The organism is Bradyrhizobium australafricanum (assembly GCF_020329495.1).
Taxonomy (GTDB): domain Bacteria; phylum Pseudomonadota; class Alphaproteobacteria; order Rhizobiales; family Xanthobacteraceae; genus Bradyrhizobium; species Bradyrhizobium australafricanum.
This window is the reverse complement of sequence record NZ_JAGKJL010000018.1, coordinates 23689-38620: the sequence shown is the minus strand read 5'-3', so window position 1 is coordinate 38620 and position 14932 is coordinate 23689. Positions and strand designations below refer to the sequence as shown.

17 protein-coding genes are annotated in these 14932 nt (G+C 64.5%); 4 read left to right on the top strand and 13 right to left on the bottom strand.

The window, feature by feature from the left end; genetic code table 11:
- Positions 1-86 precede the first annotated feature (86 nt).
- Together J6525_RS17800 and J6525_RS17795 are read right to left on the bottom strand one after the other, a co-directional pair.
- Entirely contained in the window at positions 87-638 is a 552-nt protein-coding gene (locus J6525_RS17800; protein ID WP_225645619.1) for a sugar O-acetyltransferase, read from the bottom strand.
- Positions 635-1606 (bottom strand): bifunctional riboflavin kinase/FAD synthetase, encoded by a 972-nt coding sequence (locus J6525_RS17795; protein ID WP_225645618.1) that lies wholly within the window; start codon positions 1604-1606, stop codon positions 635-637. Before J6525_RS17795 ends, J6525_RS17800 begins: the two co-directional genes overlap by 4 nt.
- 213 nt (positions 1607-1819) lie before the next feature.
- On the opposite strand from J6525_RS17795, the gene J6525_RS17790 reads away from it, so the two are divergent.
- Entirely contained in the window at positions 1820-2215 is a 396-nt protein-coding gene (locus J6525_RS17790) for a response regulator (RefSeq protein ID WP_016844467.1), read from the top strand.
- Positions 2216-2619: 404 nt separating this feature from the next.
- On the opposite strand, the gene J6525_RS17785 is transcribed toward J6525_RS17790, so the two are convergent.
- From J6525_RS17785 to uvrC, 7 genes are all read right to left on the bottom strand, one after another.
- Positions 2620-3474 carry a TIGR01459 family HAD-type hydrolase gene (locus tag J6525_RS17785; RefSeq protein ID WP_076825548.1) on the bottom strand — a complete coding sequence of 285 codons (855 nt, stop codon included), beginning with the start codon at positions 3472-3474 and terminating at the stop codon, positions 2620-2622.
- 15 nt (positions 3475-3489) lie between these two features.
- Positions 3490-4902 carry an EAL domain-containing protein gene (locus J6525_RS17780; protein WP_225645617.1) on the bottom strand — a complete coding sequence of 471 codons (1413 nt, stop codon included), beginning with the start codon at positions 4900-4902 and terminating at the stop codon, positions 3490-3492.
- Positions 4903-5066: 164 nt separating this feature from the next.
- The gene (gene prmB, locus J6525_RS17775; protein WP_225645616.1) at positions 5067-6026 is read right to left on the bottom strand and encodes a 50S ribosomal protein L3 N(5)-glutamine methyltransferase; all 960 of its coding nucleotides are present in this window, start codon (positions 6024-6026) and stop codon (positions 5067-5069) included.
- On the bottom strand, positions 6026-6493 hold the full coding sequence (locus J6525_RS17770) for a molybdenum cofactor biosynthesis protein MoaE (protein ID WP_092089052.1): 468 nt from the start codon (positions 6491-6493) through the stop codon (positions 6026-6028). Before J6525_RS17770 ends, prmB begins: the two co-directional genes overlap by 1 nt.
- Positions 6494-6501: 8 nt before the next feature.
- Positions 6502-6753 (bottom strand): molybdopterin converting factor subunit 1, encoded by a 252-nt coding sequence (gene moaD, locus J6525_RS17765; protein ID WP_028333074.1) that lies wholly within the window; start codon positions 6751-6753, stop codon positions 6502-6504.
- Positions 6750-7364 carry a CDP-diacylglycerol--glycerol-3-phosphate 3-phosphatidyltransferase gene (pgsA, locus tag J6525_RS17760; RefSeq protein ID WP_016844474.1) on the bottom strand — a complete coding sequence of 205 codons (615 nt, stop codon included), beginning with the start codon at positions 7362-7364 and terminating at the stop codon, positions 6750-6752. Before pgsA ends, moaD begins: the two co-directional genes overlap by 4 nt.
- Positions 7365-7557: 193 nt before the next feature.
- Positions 7558-9657 (bottom strand): excinuclease ABC subunit UvrC, encoded by a 2100-nt coding sequence (uvrC, locus tag J6525_RS17755; RefSeq protein WP_225163791.1) that lies wholly within the window; start codon positions 9655-9657, stop codon positions 7558-7560.
- Between the two features lie 265 nt (positions 9658-9922).
- Between uvrC and J6525_RS17750 the strand changes: the two genes are divergently transcribed.
- The gene (locus tag J6525_RS17750; RefSeq protein ID WP_016844476.1) at positions 9923-10546 is read left to right on the top strand and encodes an outer membrane protein; all 624 of its coding nucleotides are present in this window, start codon (positions 9923-9925) and stop codon (positions 10544-10546) included.
- 268 nt (positions 10547-10814) lie between these two features.
- Here the strand turns inward: J6525_RS17750 and J6525_RS17745 are convergent, their stop codons facing one another.
- The 4 genes from J6525_RS17745 to J6525_RS17730 all read right to left on the bottom strand — a co-directional run bounded on the left by J6525_RS17745 (position 10815) and on the right by J6525_RS17730 (position 13661).
- Positions 10815-11027, bottom strand: coding sequence for a cold-shock protein (locus tag J6525_RS17745; protein WP_016844477.1), 213 nt, complete (start codon positions 11025-11027; stop codon positions 10815-10817).
- A 261-nt stretch (positions 11028-11288) separates the two neighbouring features.
- Positions 11289-12149, bottom strand: a complete 861-nt coding sequence (locus J6525_RS17740) for a 23S rRNA (adenine(2030)-N(6))-methyltransferase RlmJ (RefSeq protein ID WP_225645615.1) — start codon at positions 12147-12149, stop codon at positions 11289-11291.
- Between the two features lie 235 nt (positions 12150-12384).
- Positions 12385-13071 carry a ribonuclease T2 family protein gene (locus tag J6525_RS17735; protein ID WP_038377299.1) on the bottom strand — a complete coding sequence of 229 codons (687 nt, stop codon included), beginning with the start codon at positions 13069-13071 and terminating at the stop codon, positions 12385-12387.
- Between the two features lie 113 nt (positions 13072-13184).
- On the bottom strand, positions 13185-13661 hold the full coding sequence (locus tag J6525_RS17730; protein ID WP_057016620.1) for a hypothetical protein: 477 nt from the start codon (positions 13659-13661) through the stop codon (positions 13185-13187).
- Positions 13662-13827: 166 nt separating this feature from the next.
- On the opposite strand from J6525_RS17730, the gene J6525_RS17725 reads away from it, so the two are divergent.
- Both J6525_RS17725 and J6525_RS17720 read left to right on the top strand, forming a co-directional pair.
- A complete protein-coding gene (locus J6525_RS17725) occupies positions 13828-14127 on the top strand; it encodes a hypothetical protein (RefSeq protein ID WP_028341043.1) in 300 nt (99 codons plus the stop codon).
- Positions 14128-14170: 43 nt separating this feature from the next.
- Positions 14171-14701 carry a DUF3617 domain-containing protein gene (locus J6525_RS17720; protein WP_018269802.1) on the top strand — a complete coding sequence of 177 codons (531 nt, stop codon included), beginning with the start codon at positions 14171-14173 and terminating at the stop codon, positions 14699-14701.
- Positions 14702-14932 lie beyond the last annotated feature (231 nt).

Here is a 14932-nt window from a genome sequence, read left to right as displayed (position 1 = left end):
CGCCGCGAAAACATGGGGTTTCCATAGCAGCCGGACGGGGAAATCGCAAAGCCCCCGGTGGCCCGCAGGGCCGCGCATGGCGCGGCTCAGGCCGGCCGTGCCCGGGCCGGATTTCCCGCCACTATCGCGCCGGGGGCGACGTTCCGTGTGACCACGCTGCCGGCCCCGACCAGGGCGCCGTCGCCGATCGTGATGCCGGGCAGGATGATGGCACCCCCGCCGATCCAGACGTCGCTGCCGATCCGGATCGGGCGGCCGAATTCCAGCCCGGCGCGGCGGGTTTCGGCATCGCGCGGGTGGTCGGCGGTATAGATCTGCACCGCGGGTCCGATCTGGGTCCGATCGCCGATCACGACCTCGACGACGTCGAGGATGACGCAATTGAAGTTGAGGAACACGCCGTCGCCGAGGCTGATATTGCTGCCGTAATCGCAGAAGAACGGCGGCCGGATCACGGTATCCCTGCCGACCTTTCGGAAGCGCGCGGAGAGCTGTGCGTGCAGCTCGGCCGCGGACGCTGCGCCCGACACGTTGTAGCGGGCCATCCAATGTTCCGCCGCGGTGTGGTCGGCGGCGAGCTCCGCATCCGGGCGATACAGCTCGCCCGCCAGCATTTTTTGCTTTTCAGTCCGGTTCAACCAATCACTCCGAGCTGCGGGAACGCGTCGGGCGCCGCGGCAAGCACCGCGCGCGCCTTGGCGCTGTCGTCATCCATCTGGCGTATCAACGCCTCGATGGTGTCGAATTTCAGCTCTTCGCGAATGAAACCGATGAATGCGACATCAAGGACCGCGTCGTACAGATCGCCCTTGAAGTCGAACAGGAATACCTCGAGCAGCGGCGCGCCGTTGTCGAAGGTCGGCCGGCGCCCGAAGCTTGCGACACCGTCGAACCGTTGCGAGCCCTTGCCGACCCGCACCGCGTAGATGCCGTGCTTCAAGCCGCAATGCTTGTCGAGGCGGATATTGGCGGTGGGATAGCCGAGGTCGCGGCCGCGCTTCTCGCCATGGACCACCTTGCCGGTGACGAACCACGGTCCGCCCAGCATCGTGGTCGCATCCGCGATCTCGCCCTCGGCGAGCGCCATGCGGATGGCACTGGAGGAAACCGGGCGCTCCTCGATGTCGACATGGGCCTGCACATCGACCTCGATGCCGAGCCGCGGCGCTTCGCTGACCAGCAGGCTCGGCGAGCCGACCCGGCCCTTGCCGAAATGGAAGTCGTAACCGACCGCGATCCCGCTGATGCCGAGCCGGCCGATCAGGTCGTGATGAATGAAATCCTGCGCCGAGGTGCCGGCGCGCGCCTTGTCGAAGGTCATGACGACGGCACCGGCGAGGCCGGTGGCCGCGAGCAGCCGCAGCTTGTTGGTCTCGTCCGTGAGACGGAATTGCGGGGTGTTCGGGCTGAAGAAGCTGCGCGGATGCGGCTCGAAGGTCACGGCGAGCGCGGGCACGCCGTGCGCTCTGCCCATCGCGAGCGCCGCGCCGATCACGGCGCGGTGACCGCGATGGACGCCATCGAAATTCCCCATCGCGACCACGGCGCCTTTCGGAATGGCGCTTGTGGGGGTGTTGTCGCGGATAACGGTAAAGCCGGTGCTCATGAGTGGTATTCTTCAAGGATTCTTAAGCATGATTGGTGCGGGCCGGACCGTGACGCGGCGGCGGCGTGGAAGTCAAGGCTAACGAAAATCGCGTCAAATCCGTAACAATCCGGATTCAGCCGGTTAACGCGCTGTTTAACGGCTGCTGTTAGTCGTTGGCGGAAAGCTGCGTTCGTGCAGAAGCCAAGTTGCGTTTGTGTTTTGGGGGGAAAGATGGCGGTTGATTTGTCCATGCCGGTTCTGGTGGTTGATGATTACAGCACCATGATCCGCATCATCCGGAATCTTCTCAAGCAGCTTGGATTTGAAAATATCGACGATGCCTCCGACGGCTCCGCAGCGCTGAACAAGATGCGCGGCAAGAAGTATGGCCTGGTGATTTCCGACTGGAACATGGAGCCGATGACCGGCTACGACCTGCTCAAGGAAGTCCGCGCCGATCCCAATCTCGCGACCACGCCCTTCATCATGATCACGGCGGAATCCAAGACCGAGAACGTGATCGCGGCCAAGAAGGCCGGCGTGAACAACTACATCGTCAAGCCGTTCAACGCGGCCACGCTGAAGACCAAGATCGAGGCGGTGTTCCCGGACATGGCGACGGCGTAAGACGCTCGTCCATCGCATCGACTGAAATTCACGTCATGCCCGGGCTTGTCCCGGGCATTTGCATTTGATCACGCTTCCCTTCACCCGCTCCGCTTGCGGGACGGGGGGCGGATGCACGATTTCGGAATATTAGAAGAATATCGCTGAGTTGCCCGACGTGTCAAGTTGGCTGTCGAACGTCGGCCGCCGCTGGCTACTTTGCATGGGGTTGTTTTCGATATTTTGGCGGCGCGCCCCTTCACCTCGCCCCGCTTGCGGGGAGAGGTCGGATTGCATGCAGCGTAGCGAAATGCGATCCGGGTGAGGGGGACAGGTCCAACCGCGTTCGTTACTCGCGGAAGCAGCCCCTCACCCCAACCCTCTCCCCGTGAAGAACGGGGAGAGGGGGCGCAGAGAGTTGGCCGTTACCACTTCAGCTCGCGCATCAGCGCGCGCGGCGGATGGCCGAACAATTCCTTGATCGAGGCCGCATCGAGCTGCTCGATGCCCTCGAACTGCTCGGAATGGATGCCGCGGGTGACGAACAGGAGATCGATGCCGAAGCCAAGGGCGCCGGTGAGATCGGTGCGCACGGAATCGCCGATCGCGAGCACCCGGCTGAGCTCGGTCGGACGCCCGCGACGCTCGGTGGCCAGTGCCATGGCGCGCTCATAGATCGGCCGGTGCGGCTTGCCGTAGAAGATCACCTCGCCGCCGAGCTCGCGATAGAGTTCGGCGACCGCCCCGGCGCAATAGATCAGCCGGTCGCCGCGCTCGACCACGATATCGGGATTGGCGCAGACCAGCGTGAGCTTGCGCTCGAGCGCCTTCAGCAGCGTGTCGCGATAGTCTTCGGCCGACTCGGTCTCGTCGTCGAACAGGCCGGTGCAGATGATGTAGTCGGCCTGCTCCAGCGGCACCAAGGTGGCGTCGAGACCGCGGTGGATCGAGCTGTCGCGCTCCGGGCCGATCCAGAAGATCTTCTGGCCGGGATGATCGGCCACGAAGTGGCGCGTCAGGTCGCCCGAGGAGACGATCGCATCATAGGTCTCGTCGGCGACGCCGAGCTTGCGCAGTTGTCGCTGCACGGAATCGGCCGGCCGCGGCGCGTTGGTGATCAGGATGACCGTGCCGCCCTGCTGGCGGAAGGTGTGCAGGGCCTCGCAGGCCTCGGGAAAGGACTCGAGCCCGTTGTGCACGACGCCCCAGATATCCGACAGCACCACATCGACGCCGCCGACGAGGTCGCGCAGCTGCTCCACGAAACGCAGTGAGGTCATGATGCAAATTGCCGGCTAATTTGGACCGAGGGCGCGGCGCGCCAGCGCGGCGCTGCCGGTTGCGCGCGGCGGAGCTGCGGGGCTGGAGACAGGGGCTGAAGTGCTGGCGCCATTAAGATCCTGAGGGTTGATCTGTGGAGCCTCGGCGGTAGCAGATGCCCCCTCCGGCCGCAACGGCCGCGGCGGCGCGAACAGGAACCCCTGGCCGAACCGGACATCGTAGTCGAGCAGATCGACCACCGAGCGTTCGCCCTCGATCCGTTCGGCGATCAGGTCGATGCCGTAGCGGCCGAGCAGGTCGGACAGATCGGAAGGATGGATATCGGTGCTCGCGATCTGCTTGGCATCAAGCAGCAGCGCCGCCGGTACCTTGATGAAGCGGACGCCGCGATCGGCGAGCTCGCGCGGCTCGAGGCGAAGGTCGCTGACATGGTCGATCGAGAACCGGTAGCCGCGCTGCGCCAGCGCCGCGAGATTCTCGCTCTCGGTCGGGCCGAGATTGCGGAAGGTCGCCTGCTTGAACTCGAGCACGAAGGACGGCGCCAGCGCGCGGTTGGCCTCGAGGAAGTCGAGACACTGGGTGAAATGCGCCGGGTTGGACAGCGTCGCCGCCGAGACGTTGCAGAACACGCCGACATCCTTGCTGCGGATCATCAGGCGGCGCAGCACCTGGACGCAGCGAAGCATCACCATGTGATCGATGCGGCCGATCAGGCCGCCGGCCTCGGCCGCCTCGATGAAATCCTCGGCGGCCAGCACCTGGTCGCGCTCGTCGCGCAGCCGCGTCACCGCCTCGTAGTAGCGCACCTTGCGCTGCGGCAGCGTCACCATCGGCTGCAGGTAGATGTCGAGGCGGTTCTCGTCGATGGCCTGCTTGATCGCGCCGATCAGCTGGGTCTGGCTGCGCGAGACCTCCGGCGGAGCCGCAGGTGTCGGCGGAGGCGCAACCACGACGGTCGGCGCCGGCGCAACCCGTTGCAGCACATCGTCGCGCGGGGACGCGACCGGCTGCACCGCCGGAGCCGCCGCCAGCAGATCCTCATGATGCGCGACGGATGCCGCAAGCTGCCGCACCAGTCCGCCGAGCTCGCTGATCTCGCCCGCCATGCCCTGCATCCGGTCGGAGCCAGAGGAGTTGGCCGAGGCGACGCGGCCTTCGACCGCGGCCAGCCGGCGGCCGAATTCGGCGACCTGGCGGGCAAGGTCGGCGGTGCCGCGCGACAGATCCGCGATCTGGCCGCCGACGTCGCTGCGGTCGCGCAGCCGCATCGAGACCGCATTGTAGAGGATCAGGCAGGTGAGGGCGGCGAGCGCCACGATCGCCGATTCCGATCCGCTGATGCCCGCCACCGAATACAGCACGAAGCCGAGCGAGGCTGCGACCAGCACCATGCAGATGGCGATGAAGATCGTCGAAATGCGAATCATGTCGCGCGCCCGCGCCCTCTGTCCGAACGTCCCCGGACCGCGACCTTAGCACCATTGTTGATTCGACGGGCCAGCGATCTTCGGAACCGGCTGGAACTGCACACGATTTTCGCTTCGCCCGGATCGGGCTCCGTAAATCGCCGGAGCCGGCGGCGGCTCGCCGGTCAGAGGTGCGCGGCGGCGATCCAGAACACCTCGCCCTCGGAGTCCTCGGTGTCGAGCCAGAGCAGCGGCAGGTTCGGATAGGCGGCCTCGAGATTGTCGCGGCCGCGGCCGATCTCGCAGAGCAGCCCGCCCTGCGGGGTCAGATGCTGCCTCGCCTCATCGAGCAGGCGGCGGACGATGTCGAGCCCGTCGGCGCCGCCATCGAACGCGATCTTCGGCTCGGCACGGCACTCGCGCGGCAGCGCCGCCATGCCTTCGGCGTCGACATAGGGCGGGTTCGAGATGATGAGATCGTATCTGCTGCCGCCGAGCGGCTTGAACAGGTCGCCGCGATGCAGCGTCAGGCGACCGTCGAGGCCGTGGTCGGCGACGTTGCGCGCGGCGACCTCGAGCGCATCCTTTGAAATATCGACGGCATCGACTGCGGCGTTGGGGAAATGCCGGGCGGCCAGGATCGCGAGGCAGCCGGAGCCGGTGCAGAGGTCGAGCACGCGTTCGACCTCCTCGGGATCGCCGAGCAGCGAGGTGCCGTCCTCGTCGCCGCCGAAATGCGAATCCAGCAATTCGCCGATGAAGGAGCGCGGCACGATGGTGCGCTCGTCGACATAGAACGGCAGGCCGCGCATATAGACCTTGTTGACGAGATAGGCGGCCGGCTTCCGCGTCGCGATCCGCCGCTCGATCAGGTCGAGGATCTGCTTGCCCTCGGCAATCGTGACGCGTGCGGTGGCAAAGTTCTCGAACTGGTCGGGATGCAGGTGCAGCGTTTCGCAGATCAGGAACGCTGCCTCGGCCACCGGATCGGTGGTGCCGTGCGCGAACACGAGCTTGGCTGCGTTGAAGCGGCTCGTCGCATAGCGCAGGAAGTCGAACAGGGTGTGCAGCTCGCCGGCACCGACTTTCGGCGCTTTCGGCACGGCGGGGCTGCGCCTCGCCGGCACTTTGCTGCGCTTGGCCATCAGGATTTGGTCCAGCGCGCGGCGGCCGCGTCGTCGTGGTCCTGCGCCTCGATCCAGCTCGCGCCGCGCGCGCTTTCCTCGCGCTTCCAGAACGGTGCGTTGGTCTTCAGATAGTCCATCAGGAACTCGGCGGCCTCGAACGCGGCCTGCCGGTGCGCCGAGGCGGTCACGACCAGCACGATGTTCTCGCCCGGCGCGATGCGGCCGAAGCGATGGATGATGGTGAGGCCCTGCAACGGCCAGCGCGCCAGCGCCTCGTCGGCGTGGCGTCCAATCTCGGCTTCCGCCATGCCAGGATAATGTTCGAGCGTCAGCGCCACGATCGGCTCGCCCTGCTCGCTGCCGCGGCAAATGCCGCTGAAGCTGACGACCGCGCCGACATCGGTGCGGCCTCGGCTCAAGGCCGCGATCTCCTGCGCGACGTCGAAGTCGGCTTGCTGGATACGGATGGTCGCTGCGACGGTCATGTTAAGATTTAGCCGCCGGTCATCGGCGGAAAGAACGCGATCTCGCGGGCGCCGGAGATCGCCGCGTCCGATTTGACATGGGCGTGGTCGATCGCGGCGCGGATCACCGTCGGCTTCTCGAAGGCATAGGCGTAGGCATCGTCGCGCGCGGCAAGCCAGCCGATCAAGTCGCCGACGGTGCGCACCTCGGCCGGCGGCTCGACGATCTCTTCAGCCTTGCCGACGCGTTCACGTACCCAGGCGAAATATTTCAGCTTCATCCCTCATCCTCCTTGATGAGGTGATGGATGCCGGCACGGAAGTAATCCCAACCGGTGTAGATCGTGAAGATAGCCGACATCCAGAGCAGCACGATGCCGATCAGGGTGGTGGCCGGGAAGACCTGCTCGCCCGCTTCGCCGGCGATCAGGAAGCCGATCGCCACCAGCTGGATCGTCGTCTTCCATTTGGCCAGCTTGGTGACGGGAACGCTGACCCTGAGCCCTGCGAGATATTCGCGCAGGCCCGAGACCAGGATCTCGCGGCACAGGATCACGATCGCCGCCCACAGCGTCCAGCCATGGATCGAATTGTCGGCAGCCAGCATCAGAAGGCTGGAGGCGACCAGCAGCTTGTCGGCGATCGGATCGAGCATCCGGCCGAAGGCCGACTGCTGGTCCCACATCCGGGCATAATAGCCATCGAGATAGTCGGTGATTCCCGCCGCAATGAACACGGCCAGCGCCACCCAGCGCAGCCACAACGGGCCGTCCAGGATCGATTGCCAGTAGACGCAGCCGATCACCACCGGGATCGCGGCGATCCGGGCGTAGGTCAGGATATTCGGGAGGGACATGGTCTTGGTCTGTCCCCGGGTCGTGGCGATGTTCATCCGTTCTACCAATACCGCTGAAGCGAGAAGGTCAACCGTGCGGACGCGTCAAGCGCGACCAGATTGCGCTGCATCGTCATAGCGCCTTAGCTCGTTGTTTAAGCATGATCTTTTCGGATAACTGCCTCACACTTTTCCGCATCATGCCCTAGATGCCCTGTCGCAGGCGACGCCCTGATGACTCGCCTTTGGTTTAACCCGGCTGGGCGTGGAAAAACTCGAAAATCTTGCGGGCGCTCTCGGCGCTGACGCCGGGAACCTTGCCGAGGTCGGCGATCGAGGCCCGCTCGATCTCCTTGAGCGTTCCGAAGTGGTGCAGCAAGGCACGCTTGCGGGACGGGCCGATGCCCGGGATCTCCTGCAGGCCGGCCTCGCGGATGTCCTTCTTGCGCAGCTTGCGGTGCGAGCCGATCACGAAGCGATGGGCCTCGTCGCGCAGCCGCTGGATGAAATAGAGCACCGGGTCCCGCGGCTCCAGCTTGATGGCCTCGCGGTCGGGCATGAACAGGGTTTCGCGCCCGGCATCGCGCTCCGGACCCTTGGCAACTGCCATCAACGAGACCTCGGTCAGCCCGAGATTCTGGAATATCTCCCGGACCGCATTGAGCTGGCCGCGGCCGCCGTCGATGATGACGAGGTCGGGCCATTGCGGGAACGAATCGTCATCCGCTTTCGTCTTGGCTGCGGCCTCGCCCTCCGGCGGCTTCAGCAGCCGCTTGAAGCGGCGTTCCAGCACCTCGCGCATCATTCCGTAATCGTCGCCGGGCGTCAGTCCTTCGGACTTGATGTTGAACTTGCGGTACTGGTTCTTCATGAACCCGTCGGGTCCCGCCACGATCATCGCGCCGACCGCGTTGGTGCCCTGGATGTGGCTGTTGTCGTAGACCTCGATCCGCTTAGGTGTGTGCGGCAGGCCGAGCGTCGAGACCATGCCCTCCAGCAGCCGGCTTTGCGTCGCGGTATCGGCGAGCTTGCGGCCGAGCGCCTCGCGCGCGTTGGTGAGCGCGTGGCCGATCAGCTCCTTCTTCTCGCCGCGCTTCGGCACGGAGACCTCGACCTTGGATCCGGCCTTGACCGACAGCGCGTCGGCGAGCAACGCGCTTTCCTCGATCTCGTGCGACAGCAGGATCAGCTTCGGCGGCGGCTTGTCGTCGTAGAATTGCGCGAGGAACGAGGACAGCACCTCCTCGGGCGTGAAGCTCTTCTCGGCCTTGGGGAAATAGGCGCGGTTGCCCCAGTTTTGGCCGGTGCGGAAGAAGAACACCTCGACGCAGGAATAGCCGCCCTCCTGGTGGATCGCGAACACATCGGCCTCTTCGACCGTGCGCGGATTGATGCCCTGCTGCGACTGGATTGCCGACAGCGCCGCGAGACGGTCGCGGTACAGTGCCGCGGTTTCGAATTCGAGCTCGCCGGAAGCCTTCTCCATCTCGGCCGCGAGCAGCTCCTTCACGGCGTGGCTGCGGCCGGAGAGGAATTCGGTCGCCTCGCGCACCAGTTCGCTATAGCCGGGGAAGTCGATCTCGCGCGTGCAGGGACCGGCGCAGCGCTTGATCTGATAGAGCAGGCAGGGCCGGCTGCGGCTTTCGAAGAAGCCGTCGGTGCAGGAGCGGATTAGAAACGCGCGCTGCAGCGCCGTGATGGTGCGGTTGACTGCGCCTGCGTTGGCGAACGGGCCGAAATAGCGCCCGGGCCGCGACTGCGCGCCGCGATGCTTGAGGATCTGCGGCGCCCAATGGTCGCCGGTGATCAGAATGTAGGGAAACGACTTGTCGTCGCGCAGCTGCACATTGAAGCGCGGACGGAGCTGCTTGATCAGATTGGCTTCGAGCAGCAGCGCCTCGGTCTCGGTCATGGTCGAGACGATCTCGACCTGCGTGGTCGCCGCGATCATGCGCAGGATGCGCGCCGGCAGCGGCGCGTTGGCCCGCGCATAGGACGACAGCCGCTTTTTGACGTTCTTCGCCTTGCCGACATAGAGCACGTCGTTGGCAGCGTTGAGCATGCGGTAGACGCCGGGCGAGGTCGGGGCGAGGCGGACCGCGTTCTCGATCGCGGCATGTCCGACCGAGAGCGTGCCCTCGGCGACTGCCTCGGCGGCGTCCTCCGAAGCCTCGGGCAGGCGTGCCTCGTCCTCCTCCTCGGCGGCGGAGGTTTCGGGATCGACGTCGCTTGTATCGAGCGCCAGATCGTCCTGTGGCAGGTCGGACTTTGAACCGCGCCGCGGCTTGGGGTCAGCCTTGGAGTCAACCTTGGAGGCCGGCGTCGGGCGCTCGGGAGAATCGTGAACCATGGGCCGTAAACTAAGTGCTTGGGCGACCGGTCGCCAGCGTTGACGGCACCTACAAAAAGCACCTCGATTGCAGGAGATTACCGGCCCGCACGGGCGCCGGGAGGGGGGGGCGTAACACCTTGTTAAGACTGATGAGCGGGCCGGTAACCGGGCTTAACAGCCCTTTAACTTAAAACTCTCGATAAACCTTAGCGAAAAAGTGGAATTCCGTAACCACGCCGGCCTTGGCCGGCGGGCTGCGGCTGTTGCGTGGTGGAGAGTACCAATGACCCGGTTTGTCGCGCGTGCGCTGGCACTGATCGTTGCAGGCTGGACGACCTCGGCGGCGTCGGCCGATCTCAACTACGGATCGCCCTATACCGTCTATCAGCCGCTCAATGCCTATAGCTGGGCCGGCCCCTATCTCGGCGGCAATGTCGGCTATGGCTGGGGCTCGGTGGAGAACAACCCGACCAAGCCGTCCGGTTTCGTCGGCGGTGTGCAGGCCGGCTACAACTTCCAGAACGGCTCCCCCTGGGTGTTCGGTATCGAGGCCGATATCCAGGGCACCACAGCCGACGACCGCTTCGCGCCGTGGAAGTTCTCCAACCCTTGGTTCGGCACGGTGCGCGGCCGCGCCGGCTATGCGGTCAACAACGTGCTGTTCTACGCGACCGGCGGTCTCGCCTTCGGCGAACTGCGCGGCGAGACGTTCGGCATCACGGAGAGCCACACCAATGCGGGCTTCACCGTCGGTGCCGGCGCCGAAATGGGCTTTGCCCCGCACTGGAGCGCCAAGATCGAGTATCTCTACGTCGACCTTGCCAACAGCAATTTCACGATCACCGGTGGCGTGTCGAACGGCTACAGCTTCAGCCTGGTTCGCGCCGGCATCAACTATCACTTCTGAGAAAAAGAAAACGTCGACCATCAACTCCCGGCCGCGCCTTGCGCGGCCGGGTTTTTCTGTTGATGATCTCAACGTCGCGCACGGCGGCATGCATGCCGCGGCATCCGCGAATCCAATCGGTGGGCCGCACGTGTGGGATATGCGGCACCGCCAGTCGCGTCCGCATCATGCAGGTGGTCATCCAGCGAGCGCTAGCCGCGCTCGGCAGTCAACTCACACGCAACGCCTCATTCGGTGTTCATCCCGAGCCGCGCATCGCGAGCGCTCGTCATGAGACCACCAGGTTGACCGCCTTCGGGCCCTTGCCCTTCTTGTCGGGCTCAACCTCGAACGTAATGCGTTGTCCTTCAGTCAGGTCCTTCAATCCTGCACGCTCGACGGCTGTGATGTGAACGAACACATCGCGGCCGCCATCATCAGGCTTGATGAAGCCGTAGCCACGCTCTCCGTTGAAGAACTTGACTGTCCCAGTCATGGCCATCGGGAAACTCCTCCCCCGTATTGCTCCACCGCTACGCGCACGCCGCGTAGCGGTTGACCGACATTCGCTTGTCGGAAGCTTGGCCACCTGAACAGGCCGGCGTCACGCCACCGGTCCGCCTGGATTTTATTTCGGCCTTGTCACTCCGCCGCAACCATTCGCGGAAGCGGAACGTAAAGCCAGTCGTAACAGGATGAGCATAATACGGTTCCGCGCAAATTGCCTATGCTCAAAATTGAACTTTTCAGTAGGAGGTGTCGATCATGGTTTAGGCGTCTCGAGTCTGAAGCGTCCCGCGCCGCCTTGACCGAGCGGCTTCTCGAGTTCGGGCAGGATGATCTTCAACTCATTCGCCAGCGTCCACGGCGGATTCACCAGCAAAAGCCCTGTGGAAACGAGGCCTGCGCCTGCTTCTTGCGGTGCCACACTGAATTCCAATCGCAGGCATTTGCCGGCGGGCCGGCTGCTTGCTGCTGCAGCGACCACACTGCGCGTTAGCTCGTCGGTGGCTCTCCGGGTTTTTACGGGGTACCACAAAAGATACGAGCCGGTCGGCCACTTCGCGTACGCTTCCGTGAAAGCGCTGGCCAGCCGCTCGAACTCGTCCTTCGCTTCGAACGGCGGATCGATCAGCACCAGGCCGCGCCGTTCGTTCGGCGGCACGAATGCGGGCAGCGCCATCCAGCCGTCGAGATCGACGACGCGCGCTTGCGCGTCGCGTCGCAAGGCGTCGATCAGTTGTTTGCGCGCCGTCGGTTCGATCTCGCTAGCGGTGAGGCGATCTTGCGGACGCAGCAGCGCCCGCGCGATCAACGGCGAACCAGGATAGGCTTTCAGCTCGCCTTTCGGATTGAATGCTCTGACGATGTCGAGATAGGGCGCGATCAGCGGCAATGCCTGGTCGGAGAGCCGCGCCTGCATCAGCCGGGCGATGCCGGTGAGCCATTCGCCGCCGCGCTGCGCTTCGCTCGACGTCAAATCATAGAGGCCGGCGCCGGCATGGGTGTCGATGACGCGGAACGGCGCCGGCTTGTCCTGCAGATAGGTGAGCATGCGCACCAGCACGATGTGCTTGATGACGTCGGCAAAGCTGCCGGCATGAAAGGCGTGACGGTAGTTCATGTGATGATCGTGCTGCGCTCCCAAAGGGTGCGCATGTTGTACTCGTCATGCCCGGGCTTGTCCCGACCTTCGCTAAAGCTTCGGCGGGGTTAACATCCCGGCTCGGCCAAGCCCTGGCGTAGCCGGCTCCCGGGCATCTGCGCCTTATCTTGCTTGTTTCGCGATGGCGCAGGTGGCCGGGGCGTTCTGCGCCACGACGCGCGGCGCGGGTCTGCCGGCCATGACGCAGAGAGTTTCAGCCGCCGCGAACCGGCGGCATCAGCACCTGATCGCGGCGGCAGGCGCGGCGATCGATTTCCTCGCAGGAGCGGAATTGCAGATCCTTGCTGAGGCAGATCCGCACCTCGCTGAGCCGCTTGCTGTCGCAGGTCACCGAGATCGCGGAGTTGCTGAGGCCCGGATTGACCTTGATGAACGCTGTCTCCAACTCGTCGGGCGCGACCGTCTTCGGCTCCGACAATTGCAGGAATTCCTCGGGGATCTTCACCGTGGCGCGGGCCTTGCGGATGGCTTCGAAATAGGCGCGTTCGCCGAGACCGGAGCAGGTGCCGTGCTTGTCCCACTCGTTGTAGATCAGTCCGGGCGCCGGCATCAGGTCGAGCATCGAGCTCATGATGCTGCGGGCGAGTCGCGGCGAGGGCCGCTGGCAGTATTCCGGAAAGCCCCGTTCATATTGCGGCCAGAGGCCGTGCACCACGAAGGAATAGGGCCGTCCGCCGCACTGCGCCTGCGTGCCGCGGCCGTTGTTGCCGCGCTCGCTCGCCGCCTCGCAGAACGAGGGCGACCACGACAGCGACAGCACATAGAAATCGAACTCACCGGGCGCATTCTGGCGGCGATCCTGGGCCGACGCCCCAACCGCACTGCACAGAATAATGGCAACCGAAATCAAAAATCGGGAAATCGTGTCCAACCGAGGCATCAAACGCTCCCTCACTCGACCGCCCGGAGCCTAGCAGGCCGTGAGAACATTTCAAGAACAAAAAGCCGCCGTCCAAATGGCGGCGGCTCCTGCTTTAGCAATCCGGTCGGAGATCAGGGCCGCGCGGCCTTGCAGGACGGGTTATAGGTCCAGTTGCGGTCGAGCCCCGCGACGCACCATTCGACGCCCTGATTGATGCTGGCAAAGCCACCGTCCTCGATGATCGAATAGTGCACCTTGCGCACCTTGCCGTCGCTCAGCATCGCCTCGCCCGTGCAATAACGGCGCGGAATATTGTCGGACTGCCAGGGACGGAAGGCGGTTTCGTGAATCCCGTTGAAGCCGGTGATCACGAGCGGCGAATTCCAGAAGGTGGCTTCCTTTTCCTGGAATTGCGTGCTGATGACCGTCAGGGCCTTCTCGCATGGGGCCACATTGCCATCATAGCGCGGGCCGGACAGCCAGAAGTTCATTTCGAGCGGATTGGCGGCCTGGGCCGTACCCCCGAAAGCCAGCAGACCGACCACGAGTGCGGCGCCGAGGCCGAGCTTGCGGCCGAGTTTATTGCGGGAGTTGAACAGGTTGCGCATGGGAATCCACCCGATTATCCGATGCCGCGGACGGTGCCGCGAAGCCCCGGCAAGGTCAAGTGCAGGGCGGCAACACCTGCGGAGAAGTCCACTTTGGGGAGCCCGCTCGTTCTTTTCACGGTCGCCGGCGCACTCTATGTTGGCTCGAAGCGAAATGGAGTCTGCGATGCGAAGGAAATTGGCCGCTTGCCTGGTTGCCGTTTGCGGGATGCTGGCCGTTGTGCCGGCGCGGGCGGATTGGATGCAGCCGGTGCCGCCGTTCAAGGGCAATGATACCGGCGGTATCATCGCCTATACGCTGGCGACCCAGAGCGACGCCCGGCAGCTCGCCGTCGATCACTGCGCCTCCTACGGCAAGGTGGTTAAGTTCCTTGCGATGCAGAACTATCCGGGCGGCTACATCTCTTTCGCCTGTCGCTGGGTGCCCTATGGCGCAGCCCAGAGGCCGCTGCGCACGCTCTACTGAGCGCGCACCAGATCTTTCGATCGTTCAGCCGGGAGCCGACCGCATGACCCGACAGCTTGCCTTGCTTGGTTCGGCTGTGTGCCTTGTTCTGTCCGCTGGCGCCGCAAGTGCCGTCGATCTGCCGATCCGCAAGGCCGGTCTGTGGGAGATGAAGATGGTGCGCACCGGCGGGCCGATGCCGGAAATCACCATGCAGCACTGCACCGACGAGACCACCGACAAGGAGATGAGCGCGGCGGCCTCGCCGATGGCCAAGGAAGTCTGCTCCAAGCAGGATATCCAGAAGACCGCGACCGGCTATGTGAGCGACAGCGTCTGCAGCGTCGCCGGCATGACGATGCAGAGCCATGCCGAGATCGTCGGCGATTTCAATTCCGCCTACACGGTGAAGAGCACCTCGCATGCCGAGGGCGGCGCGGCCGGCTCACGTGACACCACGATGACCATCGAGGCGAAATGGCTCGGCGCCTGCAAGAGCGACCAGAAGGCCGGTGACATCATCATGCCCGGCGGCATGAAGATGAACGTCAAGGACATGGAAAAGCTGAAGGGCCTCCTGCCCAAGCAGAAGTAGCGCGCAGCGCATCCGGCTGTTGCCGCGCGCCTGAATGCATCGCCTCGCATGCTGAGAGGCTGCGCCGCTTGCCGCACCATCATTTCGAGTAGCTCGCGACAAGATTGCAAAGCAATTTTGCGCTGAGGCGATGTGCAATCCATCCGATCCCACCCCGTCACCCCCAGGGCTATCGCATATGCCCCTTGGCGACCGCGCAAGTGCTTGGCCACGTGGTTCGAGACGCGCCGC